This is a genomic window from Kurthia sp. Dielmo (assembly GCF_000307285.2).
GTDB lineage: Bacteria > Bacillota > Bacilli > Bacillales_A > Planococcaceae > Kurthia > Kurthia populi.
The window spans coordinates 17,538-39,505 of sequence record NZ_HE578964.1 but is presented as its reverse complement, the minus strand read 5'-3'; the positions used below and the strand labels follow the sequence as shown (position 1 = coordinate 39,505).

Here is a 21,968-nt window from a genome sequence, read left to right as displayed (position 1 = left end):
GAGGTTGCGAATGTTTCTTATAGCGATATTTGAAACACCCGCAACCTTTATTCGTGGGAGGGAAATCCCGCTATAACCACAATCAAGGAGGAAATTCAAAATGGCTAAACAAGGTAAAAAATTACAAGATGCCGCTAAATTAGTAGACAAAACTAAAGTTTATTCTGTAGCTGAAGCTGCTGAATTAGCTAAAAATACAAGCAAAGTAAACTTCGACGCAACTGTAGAAGTAGCTTTCAACCTAAACATCGATACTCGTAAAAACGACCAACAAATCCGTGGCGCAATCGTGCTTCCAAACGGTACTGGTAAAACTCAAAAAGTTTTAGTATTCGCTAAAGGTGAAAAACTTAAAGAAGCTCAAGCTGCTGGTGCAGACTACGCAGGTGATGCTGAATACATCCAAAAAATTAAAGATGGCTGGTTCGATTTCGACGTTATCGTTGCTACACCAGATATGATGGGTCAAGTTGGTCAACTTGGTCGTGTATTAGGTCCTAAAGGCTTAATGCCAAACCCTAAAACTGGTACAGTTACTTTCGATGTAACTAAAGCAGTTAACGAAATCAAAGCTGGTAAAGTTGAGTACCGTGCTGATAAAGCTGGTATCGTACACGCACCAGTAGGTAAAGCATCATTTGAAGCTGACAAATTAGCTGAAAACATCCAAACATTAGTTGATGTTATCGTTAAAGCTAAACCAGCTACTGCAAAAGGTGTTTACTTAAAATCAGTACACGTTACAACTACTATGGGACCATCAATTAAACTTGATACTCTAGCACTTGTAAAATAATTTAATGATTGACAAACAAAAACTCATCTGATAAGATGAGTTTTGTTGTGAATTATCCATTTGTACCAAAGACAGTAGGGGCGGCTTAGTACCGCTTAATTATCCTGCCGAGGGCAAAGGAATCATTCTCTATTTAGATGATGAATTTCTGCCTCTTGTCTGTCATTGATAAGGGGCTTTTCTTTTGTCGGTATAAATGACTCATTCTTATAGGAGGTGTCAATAATGGGCAAAGCAGTAGAAGCAAAACAAACTGTTGTTCAAGAAATCGCTGACAAGTTCAAAGCTGCAGCGTCAGTAGTAGTAGTAGACTACCGCGGCTTAACAGTTCAACAAGTAACTGAATTACGTAAACAATTACGTGAAGCTGGCGTTGAATTCAAAGTATACAAAAATACTTTAGTTCGTCGTGCTGCTGAAGAAGTTGGTCACACTGAGATCAACGATGTACTTACTGGTCCAAACGCAATCGCATTCTCTAACGAAGATGTAGTTGCTCCAGCTCGTATTATCAATAACTTCGCTAAAGAAAACGAAGCTTTAGAAATTAAAGCAGGTTTAATCGAAGGCAACTTCGCAACTTTAGAAGAAGTAAAAGCACTAGCAGAACTTCCATCACGCGAAGGTTTACTATCAATGCTTTTATCAGTTCTACAAGCACCAATGCGCAACTTCGCGCTTGCAACAAAAGCTGTTGCAGACCAAAAAGAAGAACAAGGCGCTTAATTGCATCTTAATCTTTAAAGCATCTTAGGATGTACAAAAATAAAAAAATTAGATTCCATAATAGGAGGAACTCATAATGAACCAAGAACAAATCTTAGCTGCAATCAAAGAGATGACAGTTTTAGAATTAAATGACTTAGTAAAAGCAATCGAAGAAGAATTCGGCGTAACTGCTGCTGCTCCTGTAGCTGCAGCTGGTGCTGTTGCAGGCGCTGCTGAAGAAAAAACAGAATTTGACGTAGTATTAACATCTGCTGGCGATTCTAAAATCAAAGTAATCAAAGTAGTACGTGAAATCACTGGCTTAGGTCTTAAAGAAGCTAAAGAAGTAGTAGATAACGCTCCTAAAGCTCTTAAAGAAGGCGTAGCTGCAGCTGAAGCTGAAGAAATCAAAGCTAAACTTGAAGAAGTTGGCGCATCTGTAGAAGTTAAATAATTTCTGCTAACCTATTGGAAAAGCTCGTCAATTTTGACGAGCTTTTTCTTCATTTTACGTGATGGAGGGCATGCTAATGTCAGATCATTATTATTCAAAAAACCCTGAGGTTGAGAGTAAGCCACGTAGATGGGATTTTAGACTTCGAGGATTTTCCTTTACGTTTGAAACCGACGCAGGCGTTTTTAGTAAAAGCGAAGTAGATTTTGGCTCCCGTGTCTTAATCGATTGTTTTGAACTGCCGTCAGTTGAAGGAAATATTTTGGATGTGGGCTGTGGATATGGTCCAATTGGCTTATCAATCGCAAAAAGTTACCCCGAGCGTATTGTTCACATGATGGATGTAAATGATCGTGCATTAAACTTGGCTATTAAAAATGCTGAGCTTAACGGGGTTCAAAATGTACGAATTTATGAGAGTGATGCACTTTCATCTGTTGATACAGATCAAGTCGCTGTTGTTCTGACAAATCCTCCTATTCGTGCTGGTAAGCAAACAATCTTCCGCATTTATGATCAGGCTTATGAAGTCTTATCAGAAGACGGAGAGCTGTGGATTGTTATTCAAAAGAAACAGGGAGCACCATCTACAGTAGATCATTTACAAACACAGTTTAAGGACGTCACAGTCGTGCATAAAGAGAAAGGTTATTGGATTATTAGAGCTATAAAATAATTCATGCTATTTTCTGAAAAATAATTGTCAATATTTATAGATTGACTTGACAAAAGCGCTGTGATATTATAAGAAAATGCAAAAATATTAATTTGAAGCCGTCTGCCTATTTGATGAAAATGTCAAGAGCTTTCGGTTTAAAATTATGTTTGAATAATCGAAAATGAGAATTATTGCTCGTTTTCTTTTTTGTCTTGTGAAAAATTGCAATTTCACAAGACCTAATATCGCTTTATTGAGGGGTGAATGAGTTGACAGGTCAACTAGTTCAGTACGGACAACACCGCCAGCGTAGAAGCTTCGCGCGTATTAAAGAGGTGCTAGAACTTCCGAATCTTATCGAGATTCAAACCGCTTCTAACGAGTGGTTTTTAGAGGAAGGCTTACGTGAAATGTTCCACGACATTTCACCGATTGAAGACTTCACAGGAAATCTTTCACTAGAATTCGTCGACTACAGTCTTGGAGAACCAAAATATGATGTCGATGAATGTAAACAACGTGACGTTACTTACGCAGCACCATTACGCGTAAAAGTACGTCTTCATAATAAGGAAACTGAAGAAGTAAAAGAACAAGAAGTCTTCATGGGTGATTTCCCACTCATGACAGAAACAGGTACTTTTGTTATCAACGGCGCAGAACGCGTTATCGTTTCCCAATTAGTTCGATCACCAAGTGTATACTATCACGATAAAACAGATAAAAATGGTAAAAAAGGCTTTGGTGCAACAGTTATTCCAAACCGTGGCGCATGGTTAGAATATGAAACAGATGCAAAAGATGTAGTCTATGTTCGTATCGACCGTACACGTAAATTACCTGCAACGGTATTATTACGTGCGTTAGGCTTTGCATCTGACCAAGAAATTATCGAACTTGTCGGTGATAATGAATATTTACGTAATACTTTAGAAAAAGATAACACTGATAGCACTGAAAAAGCGTTATTAGAAATCTATGAACGTCTACGTCCGGGTGAACCACCTACAGTAGAGTCAGCTAAAAACTTACTATATTCTCGTTTCTTCGACCCAAAACGCTACGATTTAGCAGCTGTAGGTCGTTATAAAATGAATAAAAAACTTCATATCAAGAACCGCTTATTCAATCAAACATTGGCTGAAACGCTAGTAGATCCAAATACTGGAGAAATCTTAGCGGAAAGCGGAACTGTGATTGACCGTCGTGTATTAGACCGCATTACACCATTCTTAGAAGAAGGCGTAAACTTTAAAACACTTTCAAAAGTGGGCGGCATTATCGAAGGTGACATTCTTGTACAAGAAGTAAAAATCTTTGCACCAAATGATGAGTCTCAAAAAGAAATCAAAGTAATCAGTAACGCTTACATCGATGATGAAGTAAAACATCTTACTCCAGCAGATGTTGTAGCATCTGTTTCTTATTTCTTTAACTTATTACATGGTGTGGGCGATACTGATGACATCGACCACTTAGGTAACCGTCGTCTACGTTCAGTAGGTGAATTACTACAAAATCAATTCCGTATCGGTTTATCTCGTATGGAACGTGTTGTACGTGAACGTATGTCAATCAATGATACTGCTGCAATTGTTCCACAACAATTAATCAATATCCGTCCAGTAATTGCATCTATTAAAGAATTCTTTGGTAGTTCTCAATTATCACAATTTATGGACCAAACAAACCCTCTTGCAGAATTAACGCACAAACGTCGTCTTTCTGCATTAGGACCTGGTGGTTTAACACGTGAACGTGCTGGTTTCGAAGTACGTGATGTTCACTACTCTCACTATGGCCGTATGTGTCCAATCGAAACTCCAGAGGGTCCAAACATTGGTTTAATCAACTCTCTATCATCATATGCAAAAGTAAATAAATTTGGTTTCATTGAAACACCATATCGTCGTGTTGACCCTGAAACTGGTAAAATTACTGAACATATCGATTATCTAACAGCAGACGAAGAAGATAACTATGTTGTTGCTCAAGCAAACTCACCATTGAATGCAGATGGTACGTTTGCTGAAGAAGAAGTAGTGGGTCGTTTCCGTGGCGATAACTCAGTGTTCAAACGTGACACCGTTGATTACATGGACGTATCTCCTAAACAAGTAGTATCTGCTGCGACAGCATGTATCCCATTCTTAGAAAACGATGACTCAAACCGTGCTCTTATGGGTGCCAACATGCAACGTCAAGCTGTTCCACTTCTTAACCCAGAAGCTCCTTTCGTAGGTACTGGTATGGAACATGTCAATGCTCGTGACTCTGGTGCTGCAATCGTAGCTAAATACCATGGTATCGTTGAGCATGTTGAAGCTCGTTATATTTCAGTTCGTACTATTGAAGAGGTAGATGGTAAAGAAGTAAAAGGTGATTTAGTTCGTTATAAACTACAAAAATTTACTCGTTCTAACCATGGTACATCAATTAACCAACGTCCATTAGTTAAAGAAGGCGACCGCGTGAAACCGCGTGATATTCTTGCTGATGGTCCGTCAATGGAAAATGGTGAACTTGCACTTGGCCGTAACGTAGTCGTGGCATTCATGACTTGGAACGGTTATAACTATGAAGATGCTGTAATCATGAACGAACGTTTAGTTAAAAACGATGTATATACTTCTGTTCATATTGAAGAATATGAATCAGAAGCTCGTGATACAAAACTTGGACCTGAAGAAATCACTCGTGATATTCCTAACGTTGGTGAAGAAGCACTTCGCAACTTAGACGAACGTGGTATTATCCGTATTGGTGCAGAAGTAAATGATGGTGATATCTTAGTAGGTAAAGTTACTCCTAAAGGTGTAACAGAGCTTACTGCAGAAGAACGTCTATTACATGCAATCTTCGGTGAAAAAGCGCGTGAAGTACGCGATACATCATTACGTGTTCCTCACGGTTCTGGTGGTATTGTACTTGACGTTAAAGTATTCCATCGCGAAGATGGCGACGAATTATCTCCTGGCGTAAACCAAATGGTACGCGTTTATATCGTTCAAAAACGTAAAATCCGTGTTGGGGATAAAATGGCCGGACGTCATGGTAACAAAGGGGTTATCTCTCGTATCTTACCAGAAGAGGATATGCCATTCTTACCAGACGGTACTCCAGTCGACATCATGCTTAACCCATTAGGTGTACCATCTCGTATGAATATCGGACAAGTACTTGAATTACACTTAGGTATGGCCGCTCGTTACTTAGGCGTGCACATGGCTACACCTGTATTCGATGGTGCTACAGATGAAGACGTATGGCGTACAATGGAAGAAGCAGGCATGAACCGTGATGGTAAAACAACACTTTATGATGGACGTTCAGGTGAAGCATTCGATAACCGCGTATCAGTAGGGGTTATGTACATGATCAAACTTGCGCACATGGTTGATGATAAACTTCACGCTCGTTCAACTGGTCCTTACTCACTTGTTACACAACAACCATTGGGTGGTAAAGCTCAATTTGGTGGTCAACGTTTCGGTGAAATGGAAGTTTGGGCTCTTGAAGCATATGGTGCAGCGCACACACTTCAAGAAATCTTAACAGTTAAATCTGATGACGTTGTGGGACGTGTGAAAACATACGAAGCAATCGTTAAAGGTGAACCTGTTCCAGAACCAGGCGTACCAGAATCATTCAAAGTATTAATTAAAGAACTTCAATCATTAGGTTTAGACGTGAAAATGTTAAACATTAATGATGAAGAAGTAGAACTACGCGATGACGAAGATGATGATGTTCCATCAGCAGACGCGTTAAACATCGCTTCTAAAAAAGAAGAAAGTGACGAAGTATCTTCTGAAAATTAAGTTGTAATTTTTTTGGGACATGGACAGGACCTCTTATGGGCTTGTCCTAATTCCCTTTTATTTGCTAATAATCAATCGTCGAGCTAATTATTTATAAGTCGAAAAGACTTCATTAATAGAGGGAGGTAGGCTCCTTGATAGACGTTAATAATTTTGAATACATGAAAATTGGTCTTGCTTCACCAGATAAAATCCGTTCGTGGTCATATGGTGAGGTTAAAAAACCAGAAACTATCAACTACCGTACATTAAAACCAGAGAAAGATGGTTTATTCTGTGAACGCATCTTTGGTCCAACAAAAGACTGGGAGTGTCACTGTGGTAAATACAAACGCGTACGTTATAAAGGCGTAGTTTGTGACCGCTGTGGCGTTGAAGTAACACGTGCAAAAGTACGTCGGGAACGTATGGGACATATTGAGCTAGCTGCTCCTGTTTCTCACATTTGGTACTTCAAAGGTATTCCAAGCCGTATGGGACTTATCTTAGATATGTCTCCACGCGCACTTGAAGAAGTAATTTACTTCGCTTCTTACGTTGTAATTGAATCAGGCGATACTCCTTTAGAAAAGAAACAACTTCTTTCTGAAAAAGAATATCGTGCGTACCGTGAAAAATTCGGTAAAACATTCAAAGCATCTATGGGTGCAGAAGCAATCAAAGATTTATTGAAAGAAATCGATTTAGACAAAGAATCAATTGAACTTAAAGAAGAGCTTAAAACTGCACAAGGCCAACGCCGCACACGTGCAATTAAGCGTTTAGAAGTTGTTGAATCATTCCACCACTCAGGCAATCGTCCTGAATGGATGATCTTAGATGTACTTCCTGTAATTCCACCAGAATTACGTCCAATGGTACAACTAGATGGTGGTCGTTTCGCAACATCTGATTTAAATGATTTATATCGTCGTGTTATCAACCGTAACAACCGTTTAAAACGTTTATTAGACCTTGGTGCTCCTGGCATCATCGTTCAAAATGAAAAACGTATGTTACAAGAAGCAGTTGATGCATTAATCGATAATGGTCGTCGTGGCCGTCCTGTTACAGGTCCTGGTAATCGTCCATTAAAATCTCTTTCTCATATGTTAAAAGGTAAACAAGGTCGTTTCCGTCAAAACTTACTTGGTAAACGTGTCGATTACTCTGGTCGTTCTGTAATCGTCGTTGGTCCATCTTTAAAAATGTTCCAATGTGGTCTACCAAAAGGTATGGCAATCGAACTATTCAAACCTTTCTTAATGAAAGAATTAGTTGAACGCGGTTTAGCTCATAATATTAAATCAGCTAAACGTAAAATCGAACGTCAACACGAAGAAGTATGGGATGTTTTAGAAGACATCATGCGCGAGCACCCAGTATTACTGAACCGTGCACCAACACTTCACCGTCTTGGTATCCAAGCGTTCGAGCCTACACTTATCGAAGGTAAAGCAATTCGCTTACACCCATTAGTATGTACTGCATACAATGCCGATTTCGATGGTGACCAAATGGCCGTCCACGTTCCTCTTTCTGCAGAAGCACAAGCTGAAGCACGTCTATTAATGCTTGCAGCGCAAAATATCTTAAACCCTAAAGATGGTAAACCAGTTGTTACACCATCTCAAGATATGGTCTTAGGTAACTATTACCTAACTCTTGAGCGTAAAGGCGCTGTAGGTGAAGGTACTGTGTTCTCAGATCCTGAAGAATTAAATGTTGCTTACGCGAATAACGAAGTGCATTTACACACTCGTATTGCTATTCGTGCAGCCTCTTTAAATAACAACACATTCACTGAAGAACAAAATAAAAAATTGTTAGTTACTTCTGTTGGTAAAGTATTGTTTAACGAAATCTTATATGCTGATTTCCCATACATTAACGAGCCAACTATCGATAATTTACAAGTAGGTACATCAGATAAATTCTTCGTTTCAACTAATACAAATATTAAAGAATATTTAGCAGAGCAAGAGCCTTCTAAACCATTCACTAAAAAATATCTTGGTAATGTTATCGCAGAAGTATTTGATCGCTACCATATCACAGAAACTTCTAAAATGCTTGATGAATTGAAAAACCTTGGTTTCAAATATTCAACTAAAGCTGGTATCTCAATTGGTATCTCAGATATCATCGTATTACCAGATAAACAAGAAATTTTACATGAAGCTCAAATTAAAGTAGATAAAGTACAAAAACAATTCCGTCGTGGTTTAATCACTGAAGAAGAACGTTACGATCGTGTAATTTCATTCTGGAGTGACGCGAAGGATGTTATCCAATCTAAACTGATGAAATCTCTTCCAGCGACTAACCCAATCTTCATGATGAGTGACTCTGGTGCGCGTGGTAACGCTTCTAACTTCACTCAACTTGCTGGTATGCGTGGTCTGATGGCCAACCCAGCTGGTCGTATCATCGAATTACCAATTAAATCTTCATTCCGTGAAGGCTTAACGGTATTAGAGTACTTTATCTCTACCCATGGTGCTCGTAAAGGTCTTGCCGATACAGCACTTAAAACAGCCGATTCAGGTTACCTTACTCGTCGTCTTGTTGATGTTGCACAAGATGTCATCATCCGCGAAGACGATTGTGGTACTGATAAAGGTCTTGAAATTTCAGCTCTTAAAGAAGGCAACGAATTAATCGAAGCCCTTGAAGAACGTGTTCTTGGTCGTTACGCTAAGAAAACAATTCGTCATCCGGAAACAAACGAAATTATCGTAAATCCAAACGAATTAATCACAGCTGAATTAGCTCGTAAAATCACTGAAGCAAATATCGAAACAGTTACAATTCGTTCTGCGTTTACATGTAATACTAAACACGGCGTATGTAAAAAATGTTATGGTATGAACTTAGCTACAGGTGATGAAGTTGAAGTGGGTGAAGCAGTTGGTATCATCGCTGCTCAATCTATCGGGGAACCAGGTACTCAGTTAACAATGCGTACTTTCCATACAGGTGGGGTTGCCGGTGCCGATATCACTCAAGGTTTACCTCGTATCCAAGAGATTTTCGAGTCTCGTAATCCAAAAGGTCAAGCGCTTATTACGGAAATTTCAGGTACAATTGTTGAAATTGAAGAAATTCGTGAAGGTCTTAAAGAAATTACGGTTCAAAGCCCAATCGAATCTCGTAAATATACAGCTCCATACAATGCACGTCTAAAAGTCCAAGAGGGCGATCAAGTTTCTCATGGTCAATCATTAACTGAAGGTTCAATTGATCCAAAACAATTAATCAAAGTTACTGACGTGTCTACTGTAGAAGAGTATCTATTAAAAGAAGTTCAAAAAGTATACCGTATGCAAGGTGTAGAAATCGGTGATAAACACATCGAGGTTATGGTACGTCAAATGTTACGTAAGGTTCGTATTATCGAAGCTGGTGACACTGACTTACTACCAGGCTCATTAGTGGATATTCACCAATTCACTGCAGCAAACAGCAGTATCTTAATGTCAGGTAACAAAGCGCCAGCTACATGTCGTCCAGTTATCCTTGGTATTACAAAAGCTTCTCTTGAAACTGAATCATTCTTATCTGCAGCTTCATTCCAAGAAACAACTCGTGTGTTAACGGATGCAGCTATCAAAGGTAAACGTGATGAATTACTTGGTCTTAAAGAAAACGTTATTCTTGGTAAACTTGTGCCAGCTGGTACAGGTATGCAACGTTACCGTCAAATCGAAATTGCCGGTGCTGGTGCAGCTACAGAAACAACAACTTCAGCCGAATAATAGATTTTATATTAAATCCCAACGAATTTTCGTTGGGATTTTTTATATTTAGTTGACAACAAACTTCTGAGATGATAATATATTTTAGGTTGATAGTTCATTGTCTATCATTTCATGGGCTTAATGTCTAAGGGAAAAATTAAAACAATGCACGTTAATTACAAACAGTAACGACAAGCATTGCTGGTCGTGGAACAAAACGTTGTTACTCTAAGATGTAACAGGTGAATAAACCACGCATGCGGTGCGACGGCACAAATTTTGGTGTTCCCGTTGCATTAAATAACCAGGCAGACTCTTGGTAGAGATAATGACGTTGATGTAAAACGCCAACATAACTTGAAGTACTGCTTTAGTAGTTTTTACGCTGATCACGTAAAGACTTTTGTTTTTAACTCAAAATGAACCACCTGGATGTGTGGATTTAAAGAAAGCAATGAGAGGAGGACATATCGATGCCTACAATTAACCAATTAGTACGTAAGCCTCGTCAATCCAAAAGTAAGAAATCTAATTCACCAGCTTTAAACAAAGGCTATAACAGCTTTGCAAAAAGCTTAACTGATGTTAACTCACCACAAAAACGTGGTGTTTGTACTCGTGTTGGTACAATGACACCTAAAAAACCTAACTCAGCGTTACGTAAATACGCTCGTGTACGTTTAACTAACCAAATCGAAGTTAACGCTTATATTCCTGGTGAAGGCCATAACTTACAAGAACACAGTGTTGTTCTTATCCGTGGCGGACGTGTAAAAGATTTACCAGGGGTACGTTATCACGTAGTTCGTGGTGCTCTTGATACTGCAGCTGTACAAGGACGTATGCAATCACGTTCATTATACGGTGCTAAAAAACCAAAAGAAAAAAATAATGTAATCTAATAAGTAGCTATACTTGAAAGGAGGAAAACACATGCCTCGTAAAGGTCCTGTTTCCAAACGTGACGTGTTACCAGATCCACTTTATAATTCAAAACTTGTAACTCGTTTAGTCAACAAATTAATGGTAGATGGTAAAAAAGGTACTTCTCAAAAAATCTTATACGGAGCTTTCGATTTAGTTAAAGAACGTTCTGGTAAAGATGCAGTAGAAGTATTCGAAGCTGCATTAGAAAACGTAATGCCAGTTCTTGAAGTACGTGCTCGCCGTGTCGGTGGTGCTAACTATCAAGTACCAGTAGAAGTTCGTCCAGAACGTCGTACTACTTTAGGTCTTCGTTACCTAGTAAACTACTCTCGTCTTCGCGGCGAAAAAACTATGGAAGAACGTCTTGCTAACGAAATTTTAGACGCTTCTAACAACACTGGTGCGTCAGTTAAAAAACGTGAAGATATGCATAAAATGGCTGAAGCCAACAAAGCATTCGCTCACTACCGCTGGTAAGATTTATCCTAAAATATACATCCATTATGGAAGGAGAAATTCCGCATGACTAGAGAATTCTCACTTGAGAACACTCGTAATATCGGAATCATGGCTCACATTGATGCTGGTAAAACAACAACAACTGAGCGTATCCTTTATTACACTGGTAAGATTCACAAAATCGGTGAAACTCACGAAGGCGCTTCTCAAATGGACTGGATGGAGCAAGAGCAAGAACGTGGTATTACTATCACTTCTGCTGCTACAACAGCCCAATGGAAAGGCAACCGTGTAAACATCATTGATACACCAGGACACGTAGACTTCACTGTAGAAGTTGAACGTTCTCTTCGTGTACTTGATGGTGCTGTTACTGTACTTGATGCTCAATCAGGTGTAGAACCACAAACTGAAACAGTATGGCGTCAAGCTACAACTTACGGCGTACCACGTATCGTATTCATTAACAAAATGGATAAAATCGGTGCGAACTTCTTATACTCTGTAGGAACTTTACATGAACGTTTAGAAGCAAACGCTCACCCAATTCAATTACCAATCGGTGCTGAAGATGAGTTCCACGCTATCATTGACTTAGTAGAAATGAACGCTACTTTCTACAAAGAAGGCGATGACGGTTCACACGCAGAAGTTAAAGAAATTCCTGCTGAATACAAAGAACAAGCAGACGAATACCGCGAAAAACTTGTGGAAGCAGTTGCTGAATTAGATGAAGATCTAATGGAAAAATACTTCGCTGGTGAAGAAATCACTAAAGAAGAATTAAAAGCTGCTATCCGTAAAGCTACTTTATCAGTAGAATTCTACCCAGTAGTATGTGGTACTGCGTTCAAAAACAAAGGTGTTCAATTAATGCTTGATGCAGTAGTTGATTACCTACCAGCTCCAACAGATGTTGAATCTATTAAAGGTACATCTGTTGATGGCGACGAAGAAATCGTACGTCACTCTTCTGATGATGAACCATTTGCTGCACTTGCGTTCAAAGTTATGACTGACCCTTATGTTGGTAAATTAACTTTCTTCCGTGTGTACTCTGGTGTTCTTCAATCAGGTTCTTACGTACAAAACTCTTCTAAAGGCAAACGTGAACGTGTAGGTCGTATCCTACAAATGCACGCTAACAGCCGTGAAGAAATCTCTGAAGTTTACGCTGGCGACATTGCTGCTGCAGTAGGTCTTAAAGCTACAACTACTGGTGATACTCTTTGTGCAGAAGATAGCTTAGTTATCCTTGAATCAATGGAATTCCCAGAACCAGTTATTTCTCTATCTGTTGAGCCTAAATCAAAAGCTGACCAAGATAAAATGGGTCAAGCACTACAAAAACTTCAAGAAGAAGATCCAACTTTCCGCGCTCACACTGATGTTGAAACTGGTGAAACTATCATCTCAGGTATGGGTGAACTTCACTTAGATATCTTAGTTGACCGTATGAAACGTGAATTCCACGTTGAAGCCAACGTAGGTGCTCCTCAAGTATCTTACCGTGAAACTTTCCGTCAAGCGGCTAAAGTTCAAGGTAAATTCGCTCGCCAATCTGGTGGTCGTGGTCAATATGGTGACGTTCATATCGAATTCGAACCAAACGAAGAAGGAAAAGGCTTTGAGTTCGTTAACGCTATCGTTGGTGGTGTAGTTCCTCGTGAATACATCCCAGCTGTAGAAGCAGGACTTAAAGATTCATTAGCAAACGGTGTATTAGCAGGATTCCCTCTAATCGACGTTAAAGCTACATTAGTCGATGGTTCTTACCACGATGTCGATTCAAATGAAATGGCGTTTAAAGTAGCTGCATCTCTAGCAGTGAAAAAAGCTGCTCAAGCTTGTAACCCAGTTCTTTTAGAACCAGTTATGAAAGTAGAAGTAGTAATGCCAGAAGAATATCTTGGTGATATCATGGGTAACATCACTGCTCGTCGTGGACGTGTAGAAGGTATGGAAGCTCGCGGTAACGCTCAAGTTGTTCGTGCAATGGTTCCACTTGCTGAAATGTTTGGGTATGCAACAACTTTACGTTCATCTACTCAAGGTCGCGGTACATTCTCAATGGTGTTTGATCACTATGAAGAAGTTCCAAAATCAGTTTCAGAAGAAATCATCAAAAAACACCAAGGTTAATTTTAAATTGAATAATTTTTAATTGAAATTTCTTGGTATATCAAGTATAAATAACATGTAAGCTACATCTTAGCAGGAGAACAGGGCCCGTTCTTCTAAAAGATGTATCTATAAATCTTATTACTAATAAAACTTTTAAAACCCTAGGAGGCACATTTAAAATGGCTAAAGAAAAATTCGACCGTTCTAAAACGCATGCTAACATTGGTACAATCGGACACGTTGACCATGGTAAAACAACTTTAACTGCTGCAATCGCTACAGTTCTTGCTAAAAAACAAGGCGGGGAAGCTAAATCATACGCTGATATCGATAACGCTCCAGAAGAAAAAGAACGCGGTATCACTATCAACACTTCTCACATCGAATATGAAACTGACACTCGTCACTACGCTCACGTTGACTGCCCAGGACACGCCGATTACGTTAAAAACATGATCACTGGTGCTGCACAAATGGATGGCGCGATCTTAGTAGTATCTGCTGCTGATGGTCCAATGCCACAAACTCGTGAACACATCCTTTTATCTCGTAACGTAGGTGTACCTTACATCGTAGTATTCTTAAACAAATGCGATATGGTAGACGACGAAGAATTACTTGAATTAGTTGAAATGGAAGTACGTGACCTATTATCAGAATATGGCTTCCCTGGCGATGATGTTCCTGTAATCAAAGGTTCTGCTCTTAAAGCTTTAGAAGGCGAAGAAAAATGGGAAAATGCAATCGTTGAATTAATGGACGCTGTAGATTCTTACATTCCAACTCCAGAACGTCAAACTGACAAACCATTCATGATGCCAGTAGAGGATGTATTCTCTATCACTGGTCGTGGTACAGTAGCAACTGGCCGTGTTGAACGTGGTCAAGTTAAAGTCGGCGATGTTGTTGAAATCGTTGGTATTACTGAAGAAACTGCTCAAACAACTGTAACAGGTGTTGAAATGTTCCGTAAATTATTAGATTACGCTGAAGCTGGCGATAACATCGGTGCTTTATTACGTGGTGTTGCTCGTGAAGATATCCAACGTGGTCAAGTACTTGCTAAACCAGGTACAATCACACCTCACACTAAATTCTCTGCTGAAGTTTACGTGTTATCAAAAGAAGAGGGTGGCCGTCACACTCCATTCTTCTCTAACTACCGTCCACAATTCTACTTCCGTACTACTGACGTAACTGGTGTAATCACGTTACCAGAAGGTACTGAAATGGTAATGCCTGGCGATAACACTAAAATGAACATCGAACTTATCCACCCAATCGCTATTGAAGACGGTACTCGTTTCTCAATCCGTGAAGGCGGCCGTACAGTTGGTTCAGGTGTTGTTTCTAACATCGAAAAAGCTTAATTCTTTCTTTAACTAGATTGATTTAATAAGCTTTCTTATAAAAAGCGTATGTAGCATTTGCTGCATATGCTTTTTTTTTACGGAAAATTGACATGAAATCTTACGTTCATTATAATGGCGAATGAGTCAAAAAATTAGAAAGTAGGTGACATTGATGAACGCAGTCATTGTTGCTGTATTGGTTATGCTAATATTAAGTGTTCTTCGCATTAATGTGGTTTTCTCATTAGCGATTGGGGCACTTATTGGTGGCTTAACTTCGGGAATGTCATTAAGTAAAACATTAGAGGCATTTATAGGTGGTTTAGGCGATGGGGCAGAGGTAGCATTAAGTTATGCGATGCTTGGTGGTCTAGCTGTTGCAATTTCAAAAACCGGGATATCTGAATTGCTAGTATCAGCAATTTTAAAAGTAGTGAAACGAAGTGGAGATTCACAAAAATCAGCTCTAGTAAAGGCGCTTATCTTTATTGTTTTATTATTAATGGCTGTATCCTCACAAAATATCATTCCTATTCATATTGCATTTATTCCTTTGTTAATTCCCCCAATTATTAAAATTTTAAATATGTTGGAAATTGATCGTCGTTTGATTGCTTGTATTTTAGCATTTGGTTTAATTACACCATATATGAGTTTGCCATTTGGTTTTGGGCTTGTTTATCAAGGGATTGTAGCAGATAATATTTCATCAGCAGGATTAGATATTTCTCGCACCGATGTTTATGGACCGATGTTAATTCCAGCAATCGGCATGTTAATTGGATTGATCATTGCGTTTTTTGCGTTTCGTAAACCGCGTAAATATCGAGAAATTAATGTAGAAAGTGAACTTATCGTTAAAGTAAGTAGAAAAAATATTATTTCAACAGTTATTGCATTAGTTGCAACAGTGTTAGTACAAATTCCGGCATTAGTACCATTAGAGACAGGGCAAATGTTTTTAGGCGCATTAACTGGTGTATTGATTTTATATATTACTGGTGCTATTCGTTGGAAAGAAGCCGATAGTATTTTAACAGATGGCATGCGTTTAATGGCTTTTATCGGAATGGTTATGGTTGCATCAAGTGGTTTTGCAGCAGTTGTTACAGCTACAGGAGATGTCGACGGTTTAGTATCTGCTGCGGAAACAATGCTTGGTGATAATAAAGCTTTAGCTGTTTTACTAATGTTACTAATTGGATTTTTCATCGATATGGGAATTGGTTCTTCATTTGCGACTATTCCAATTATTGCATCTATTTTTGTACCAATAGCAGAAAGCTTTGGTTTAAGTGCTGCAGCAATTATTACATTGATAGGTACGGCAGGAGCATTAGGTGATGCTGGATCTCCAGCTTCTGATTCAACGTTGGGTCCCACAGCTGGATTAAATGTTGATGGTCAGCATGATCATATTCGCGATACCTGTATTCCGACTTTATTCATTTTCAATATTCCACTATTAATTTCTGGCTGGGTAGCAATTATGTTCTTTTCATAGGAACTATATTATATATAGAAGGAAAACCATTTTTTTGTGCTTGAATTGACAGAAAAATGGTTTTTCTTAATTTCGAAGGGTAAAAGGTTGCCTTCTGCGCTAATTTTTTATATACTAGAAAACGTTAAAAAAGCAGACGTAAATTCAAATTCAAGAAAAGAACCACATAGAATAGCGTAAATAATTTTTTTAAAGAAAGTTATTGCGTTCGATACGTAGATTATGTATAATATAAATGTTGGTCTTTGACTGCGATGAAACGGGAGGTTACCGACACACCCGGCCGCATTGCCATGGCGCGTGGTTGGAAAATTTCCGTGGAGAATTGTCTAGGAAATAGGCGAAAAGGGAGGGAAAATAATGGCAAAACAAAAGATTCGTATTCGTTTAAAAGCATATGATCACAGAATTTTAGATCAATCTGCTGAAAAAATCGTTGAAACTGCAAAACGTTCAGGTGCTGGTGTATCAGGTCCGATTCCACTACCAACTGAAAGAACAGTTTACACAATCTTACGTGCGGTTCATAAATATAAAGACTCACGTGAACAATTCGAAATGCGTACGCATAAACGTCTAATCGATATCGTTAACCCAACACCACAAACTGTTGACGCGTTAATGAAATTAGATTTACCATCAGGCGTTGATATCGAAATCAAACTATAATGCATGGTAAAAAATAAAATTAATTTTAAATATCTTCAGGAGGTGTGACACATGACCAAAGGAATCTTAGGTAGAAAAATCGGTATGACGCAAGTCTTCGCTGAGAACGGTGATTTAATCCCTGTAACTGTAATCGAAGCTACTCCAAACGTAGTTCTTCAAAAGAAAACAGTTGATACAGATGGTTACGAAGCTATCCAAATCGGTTTCGAAGATAAACGAGAAAAATTATCTAACAAACCTGAACAAGGACACGTAGCTAAAGCAAACACTGCTCCTAAGCGCTTCATTCGCGAAATTCGCAATGCTGACTTAGCTGAGTACGAGATTGGTCAAGAAGTCAAAGTTGAAATTTTCGCAGAAGGCGATGTAGTAGATGTAACAGGTGTTACTAAAGGTAAAGGTTTCCAAGGTGTTATTAAACGTCATGGTCAATCACGTGGTCCTATGGCCCACGGTTCTCGTTACCACCGTCGCCCTGGTTCAATGGGTCCAGTTGCTCCAAACCGCGTATTCAAACAAAAGAATTTACCTGGTCAAATGGGTGGCAACGTTGTAACTATCCAAAACTTAGAAATCGTAAAAGTTGATACAGAACGCAACTTATTACTAGTTAAAGGTAATGTTCCTGGTTCTAAAAAAGCGTTAATCACAGTTAAATCTGGTATTAAAGCTAACTAATTTTCCGAAGAAAGGAGGAAACAGGAATGACAAAAGTAAATGTACTTAGTCAAACAGGTTCTTCTGTAGGTGAAATCGAATTAAACGATGCTATCTTCGGAATCGAACCAAACGAATCTGTACTTTTCGACGCAGTAATCGCTCAACGCGCTTCTCTACGTCAAGGTACACACAAAACTAAAGGTCGCTCAGAAGTTTCTGGTGGTGGTCGTAAACCATGGCGTCAAAAAGGTACTGGCCGTGCCCGTCAAGGTTCTATCCGTTCTCCACAATGGCGCGGTGGTGGTATCGTATTCGGTCCAACACCACGTAGCTATGCATACAAACTTCCTAAAAAAGTTCGTCGCTTAGCACTTAAATCAGCTCTTTCTAACAAAGTTGCTGAAACAAACTTCGTAGTTGTTGATGCTCTAACTCTAGATGCACCAAAAACTAAAGATTTCGTGAAAGTTCTTGCTGATTTATCAGTAGCAACTAAATCACTTATCGTTACTGCTGACGTGAATGAAAACGTAGCATTATCTGCTCGTAACATCCCAGGCGTAACTGTTCTAACAGCTGAAGGTATCAACGTTTTAGATCTAGTATCTGCAAACAAAGTTGTTATCACTAAAGATGCTGTAGCTAAAATTGAGGAGGTGCTTGGTTAATGGAAGCACGTGAAGTACTAAAACGTCCTGTCATCACTGAGCGCTCTTCAGAACAAATGGCAGAACAAAAATACACATTTGAAGTTGACACTCGTGCCAACAAAACAGAAGTTAAAGACGCTGTTGAATCTATCTTTGGTGTTAAAGTTGAGAAAGTCAACATCATGAACTACAAAGGTAAAAAGAAACGCGTTGGCCGTTATACTGGCTTAACTAACAAACGTCGCAAAGCTATCGTAACTTTAGCTGAAGGCGAAATTGAATTATTCGAAATGTAATATAGATTGCATTCTTAATTAATAAAGGAGGGAATACACATGGCGATTAAAAAGTACAAACCAACCACAAATGGCCGTCGTAACATGACGTCATCTGACTTTGCTGAAATCACAACTAATAAACCAGAAAAATCTTTATTAGCTGCTAAAAAACGCAAAGCTGGTCGTAACAACCAGGGTAAAATCACTGTTCGTCATAATGGTGGTGGCCACAAGAAACAATACCGTATCATCGATTTCAAACGTAATAAAGATGGTATCGTAGGTAAAGTAGCTACTATCGAATACGATCCTAACCGATCTGCAAACATCGCATTAATTAACTATGCTGATGGTGAAAAACGCTACATCCTAGCTCCGAAAGGTCTAGTAGTTGGCATGACTATCGTATCTGGTGAAGATGCGGATATTAAAGTTGGTAACACATTACCACTTGCTAACATTCCAATGGGTACTACAATCCATAATATCGAGTTAAAACCTGGTAAAGGCGGTCAACTTGTACGTTCTGCAGGTACTTCTGCGCAAGTACTTGGTAAAGAAGACAAATACGTAATCGTACGCTTACAATCTGGTGAAGTACGTATGATCTTAGCAACTTGCCGTGCAACAATTGGTGAAGTTGGTAACGAACAACACGAACTTATCAAAATTGGTAAAGCAGGTCGTAAACGCTGGATGGGTAAACGTCCAACAGTTCGTGGTTCTGTAATGAACCCTAACGATCACCCACACGGTGGTGGTGAAGGTAAAGCTCCAGTTGGTCGTAAATCACCAATGACTCCATGGGGTAAACCAGCTCTTGGTTACAAAACTCGTAACAAAAAAGCAAAATCTAGTAAATTTATTATTCGTTCTCGTAAAAAATAATGTGATTAAGCTACGATTCATTCGAATCGTAGTTGAATCATGGAGGGAGGTTCCGAAATGGCTCGTAGCTTGAAAAAAGGACCATTCATTGATGACCACCTTATGAAAAAGGTTGAAGCATCAAACAATTCTGAAAAGAAACAAGTTATTAAAACTTGGTCTCGTCGCTCTACAATCTTCCCGAACTTCATCGGCGAAACAATCGCTGTGTATGACGGACGTAAACACGTTCCTGTATACGTAACTGAAGATATGGTAGGACACAAGTTAGGTGAGTTCGCTCCAACACGTACATTCAAAGGTCACGGCGGAGACGATAAATCAACTAAAGTACGCTAATTAAGAGAGGAGGTAAACACTAATGCAACAAGAAGCTAAAGCTATCGCTCGCACAGTTCGCATTGCTCCTCGTAAAGTACGTCTAGTAGTAGACTTAATCCGAGGTAAAGAAGTCGGTGAAGCCATCGCTATTTTAAAACACACACCTAAAGCTGCATCTCCAGTAGTAGAGAAAGTTTTAAACTCAGCAATCGCTAACGCAGAGCACAACTATGATTTAGATGTAAACAACCTAGTTGTTTCTAAAGTATTTGTTGACGAAGGTGCAACATTAAAACGCTTCCGTCCACGCGCACAAGGACGTGCTAGCGCAATTAACAAACGTACAAGCCACATTACAATCGTGGTATCTGAGAAGAAGGAGGGATAATACGTGGGTCAAAAAGTACATCCAATTGGTTTACGTGTAGGTGTCATTCGTGATTGGGAATCTCGTTGGTACGCTGAAAAAGATTACGCAACATTACTTCACGAAGATATCAAAGTACGTAAATTCATCGAAGAAACTTTAAAAGAAGCTTCAGTTTCTAAAGTAGAAATTGAACGCGCTGCAAATCGTATTAACATTACGATTAGTACAGCTAAACCAGGTATGGTAATTGGTAAAGGCGGACAAGAAGTGGAAGCACTTCGTAAAGCTCTTAACAACATGACTGGCAAACGCGTACACATCAACATTGTTGAAATCAAACGTGCAGATCTTGATGCTCGCTTAGTAGCAGAAAATATCGCTCGTCAATTAGAAAACCGTGTATCATTCCGTCGTGCACAAAAACAAACTATTCAACGCACTATGCGTGCAGGTGCTAAAGGTATCAAAACTCAAGTATCTGGTCGTTTAGGTGGCGCTGATATCGCTCGTGCGGAACATTATAGTGAAGGTACTGTTCCACTTCATACTCTTCGCGCTGACATTGATTATGCTCACGCTGAAGCTGACACTACTTATGGTAAATTAGGTGTTAAAGTATGGATCTACCGTGGTGAAGTCCTTCCTACTAAAAAGAACTCTGTGGAAGGAGGCAAATAATTATGTTATTGCCAAAACGCGTTAAATACCGTCGTGTACACCGTGGCAAAATGCGTGGTCAATCAAAAGGCGGCACAACAGTAACATTCGGTGAATTCGGTTTACAAGCTCAAACAGCAAGCTGGATTACTAACCGTCAAATTGAGGCTGCACGTATTGCTATGACTCGTTATACAAAACGTGGCGGTAAAGTATGGATTAACATTTTCCCACACAAACCTTACACTAAAAAGCCTCTAGAAGTACGTATGGGTTCTGGTAAAGGTGCTCCTGAAGGTTGGGTAGCAGTTGTAAAACCAGGTCGTGTAATGTTCGAAATCGGTGGAGTTACTGAAGAAGTAGCCCGCGAAGCACTACGTTTAGCAGCTCACAAATTACCAGTAAAATGTAAGATTGTTAAACGTGAAGAAATTGGTGGTGAATCTAATGAAGGCTAATGAAATCCGTGAACTTGCAACTGTTGAAATTGAAGACAAAGTAAAATCACTGAAAGAAGAGCTTTTCAACCTTCGCTTCCAATTAGCGACTGGTCAATTAGAAAACACAGCTCGTATTCGTGAAGTTCGTAAAGCTATCGCGCGTATGAAAACTGTTATTCGTGAAAGAGAAATCAGTGCAGATTAAACTGATAAAGGAGGTTTGCAAGCATGACTGAGCGTAATCAACGCAAAGTTTACACAGGCCGCGTAGTTTCTGACAAAATGGACAAAACTATTACAGTAGTTGTTGAAACATACAAGAAACACTCACTTTACGGTAAACGTGTAAAATACTCTAAAAAGTTCAAAGCGCATGATGAAAACAACACAGCAAAAGTTGGAGACATCGTACGTATTATGGAAACTCGTCCGCTATCAGCTACTAAACGTTTCCGTTTAGTTGAAGTTGTAGAAGAAGCGGTTATTATCTAATAAATTTCGGTATTTATT

The 21,968-nt window shown here is 39.2% G+C and carries 22 protein-coding genes and 1 other annotated feature; all 22 genes read left to right on the top strand.

Annotated features, from left to right (window positions below):
- The first annotated feature begins 100 nt into the window (after positions 1-100).
- The 22 genes from rplA to rpsQ all read left to right on the top strand — a co-directional run bounded on the left by rplA (position 101) and on the right by rpsQ (position 21,950).
- Positions 101-796 carry a 50S ribosomal protein L1 gene (gene rplA, locus KTHG_RS18710; RefSeq protein WP_126991980.1) on the top strand — a complete coding sequence of 232 codons (696 nt, stop codon included), beginning with the start codon at positions 101-103 and terminating at the stop codon, positions 794-796.
- Positions 797-843: 47 nt separating this feature from the next.
- Positions 844-988, top strand: a sequence feature (ribosomal protein L10 leader region).
- A gap of 33 nt (positions 989-1,021) precedes the next feature.
- On the top strand, positions 1,022-1,522 hold the full coding sequence (gene rplJ, locus KTHG_RS18705) for a 50S ribosomal protein L10 (protein ID WP_139995851.1): 501 nt from the start codon (positions 1,022-1,024) through the stop codon (positions 1,520-1,522).
- 76 nt (positions 1,523-1,598) lie between these two features.
- The gene (gene rplL, locus KTHG_RS18700) at positions 1,599-1,958 is read left to right on the top strand and encodes a 50S ribosomal protein L7/L12 (RefSeq protein WP_126991978.1); all 360 of its coding nucleotides are present in this window, start codon (positions 1,599-1,601) and stop codon (positions 1,956-1,958) included.
- A 76-nt stretch (positions 1,959-2,034) separates the two neighbouring features.
- Positions 2,035-2,634, top strand: coding sequence for a class I SAM-dependent methyltransferase (locus tag KTHG_RS18695; protein WP_139995849.1), 600 nt, complete (start codon positions 2,035-2,037; stop codon positions 2,632-2,634).
- A gap of 251 nt (positions 2,635-2,885) precedes the next feature.
- The gene (gene rpoB, locus KTHG_RS18690; protein WP_139995847.1) at positions 2,886-6,437 is read left to right on the top strand and encodes a DNA-directed RNA polymerase subunit beta; all 3,552 of its coding nucleotides are present in this window, start codon (positions 2,886-2,888) and stop codon (positions 6,435-6,437) included.
- A gap of 134 nt (positions 6,438-6,571) precedes the next feature.
- Positions 6,572-10,174 (top strand): DNA-directed RNA polymerase subunit beta', encoded by a 3,603-nt coding sequence (rpoC, locus tag KTHG_RS18685; protein WP_139995845.1) that lies wholly within the window; start codon positions 6,572-6,574, stop codon positions 10,172-10,174.
- 455 nt (positions 10,175-10,629) lie between these two features.
- Positions 10,630-11,058 carry a 30S ribosomal protein S12 gene (rpsL, locus tag KTHG_RS18680; protein ID WP_139995843.1) on the top strand — a complete coding sequence of 143 codons (429 nt, stop codon included), beginning with the start codon at positions 10,630-10,632 and terminating at the stop codon, positions 11,056-11,058.
- Between the two features lie 31 nt (positions 11,059-11,089).
- Positions 11,090-11,560 carry a 30S ribosomal protein S7 gene (rpsG, locus tag KTHG_RS18675; RefSeq protein ID WP_126991974.1) on the top strand — a complete coding sequence of 157 codons (471 nt, stop codon included), beginning with the start codon at positions 11,090-11,092 and terminating at the stop codon, positions 11,558-11,560.
- Positions 11,561-11,605: 45 nt separating this feature from the next.
- Positions 11,606-13,684 (top strand): elongation factor G, encoded by a 2,079-nt coding sequence (gene fusA / locus KTHG_RS18670; protein WP_139995841.1) that lies wholly within the window; start codon positions 11,606-11,608, stop codon positions 13,682-13,684.
- 161 nt (positions 13,685-13,845) lie between these two features.
- Entirely contained in the window at positions 13,846-15,036 is a 1,191-nt protein-coding gene (gene tuf / locus KTHG_RS18665; protein WP_139995839.1) for an elongation factor Tu, read from the top strand.
- A 154-nt stretch (positions 15,037-15,190) separates the two neighbouring features.
- Positions 15,191-16,522 carry a Na+/H+ antiporter family protein gene (locus KTHG_RS18660; RefSeq protein WP_126991971.1) on the top strand — a complete coding sequence of 444 codons (1,332 nt, stop codon included), beginning with the start codon at positions 15,191-15,193 and terminating at the stop codon, positions 16,520-16,522.
- Positions 16,523-16,882: 360 nt separating this feature from the next.
- Positions 16,883-17,191 carry a 30S ribosomal protein S10 gene (rpsJ, locus tag KTHG_RS18650; protein ID WP_126991970.1) on the top strand — a complete coding sequence of 103 codons (309 nt, stop codon included), beginning with the start codon at positions 16,883-16,885 and terminating at the stop codon, positions 17,189-17,191.
- A 51-nt stretch (positions 17,192-17,242) separates the two neighbouring features.
- Positions 17,243-17,872 (top strand): 50S ribosomal protein L3, encoded by a 630-nt coding sequence (gene rplC, locus KTHG_RS18645; RefSeq protein ID WP_139995837.1) that lies wholly within the window; start codon positions 17,243-17,245, stop codon positions 17,870-17,872.
- A gap of 26 nt (positions 17,873-17,898) precedes the next feature.
- Positions 17,899-18,522: a 50S ribosomal protein L4 gene (rplD, locus tag KTHG_RS18640; RefSeq protein WP_126991968.1), complete on the top strand. Its 624-nt coding sequence runs from the start codon at positions 17,899-17,901 to the stop codon at positions 18,520-18,522.
- Positions 18,522-18,800: a 50S ribosomal protein L23 gene (rplW, locus tag KTHG_RS18635; RefSeq protein WP_126991967.1), complete on the top strand. Its 279-nt coding sequence runs from the start codon at positions 18,522-18,524 to the stop codon at positions 18,798-18,800. Before rplD ends, rplW begins: the two co-directional genes overlap by 1 nt.
- Positions 18,801-18,839: 39 nt before the next feature.
- Positions 18,840-19,670, top strand: a complete 831-nt coding sequence (gene rplB / locus KTHG_RS18630; protein WP_139995835.1) for a 50S ribosomal protein L2 — start codon at positions 18,840-18,842, stop codon at positions 19,668-19,670.
- Between the two features lie 57 nt (positions 19,671-19,727).
- Entirely contained in the window at positions 19,728-20,009 is a 282-nt protein-coding gene (gene rpsS / locus KTHG_RS18625) for a 30S ribosomal protein S19 (RefSeq protein ID WP_029500593.1), read from the top strand.
- A gap of 22 nt (positions 20,010-20,031) precedes the next feature.
- Positions 20,032-20,379, top strand: coding sequence for a 50S ribosomal protein L22 (gene rplV, locus KTHG_RS18620; RefSeq protein ID WP_126991965.1), 348 nt, complete (start codon positions 20,032-20,034; stop codon positions 20,377-20,379).
- A gap of 3 nt (positions 20,380-20,382) precedes the next feature.
- Complete coding sequence (gene rpsC, locus KTHG_RS18615) at positions 20,383-21,039, top strand: 30S ribosomal protein S3 (protein WP_126991964.1); 657 nt, start codon at positions 20,383-20,385, stop codon at positions 21,037-21,039.
- Between the two features lie 2 nt (positions 21,040-21,041).
- Positions 21,042-21,476 carry a 50S ribosomal protein L16 gene (rplP, locus tag KTHG_RS18610; protein ID WP_126991963.1) on the top strand — a complete coding sequence of 145 codons (435 nt, stop codon included), beginning with the start codon at positions 21,042-21,044 and terminating at the stop codon, positions 21,474-21,476.
- Positions 21,466-21,663: a 50S ribosomal protein L29 gene (gene rpmC / locus KTHG_RS18605; RefSeq protein ID WP_010290406.1), complete on the top strand. Its 198-nt coding sequence runs from the start codon at positions 21,466-21,468 to the stop codon at positions 21,661-21,663. Before rplP ends, rpmC begins: the two co-directional genes overlap by 11 nt.
- Positions 21,664-21,686: 23 nt before the next feature.
- The gene (rpsQ, locus tag KTHG_RS18600; RefSeq protein ID WP_010290404.1) at positions 21,687-21,950 is read left to right on the top strand and encodes a 30S ribosomal protein S17; all 264 of its coding nucleotides are present in this window, start codon (positions 21,687-21,689) and stop codon (positions 21,948-21,950) included.
- Positions 21,951-21,968: the final 18 nt, after the last annotated feature.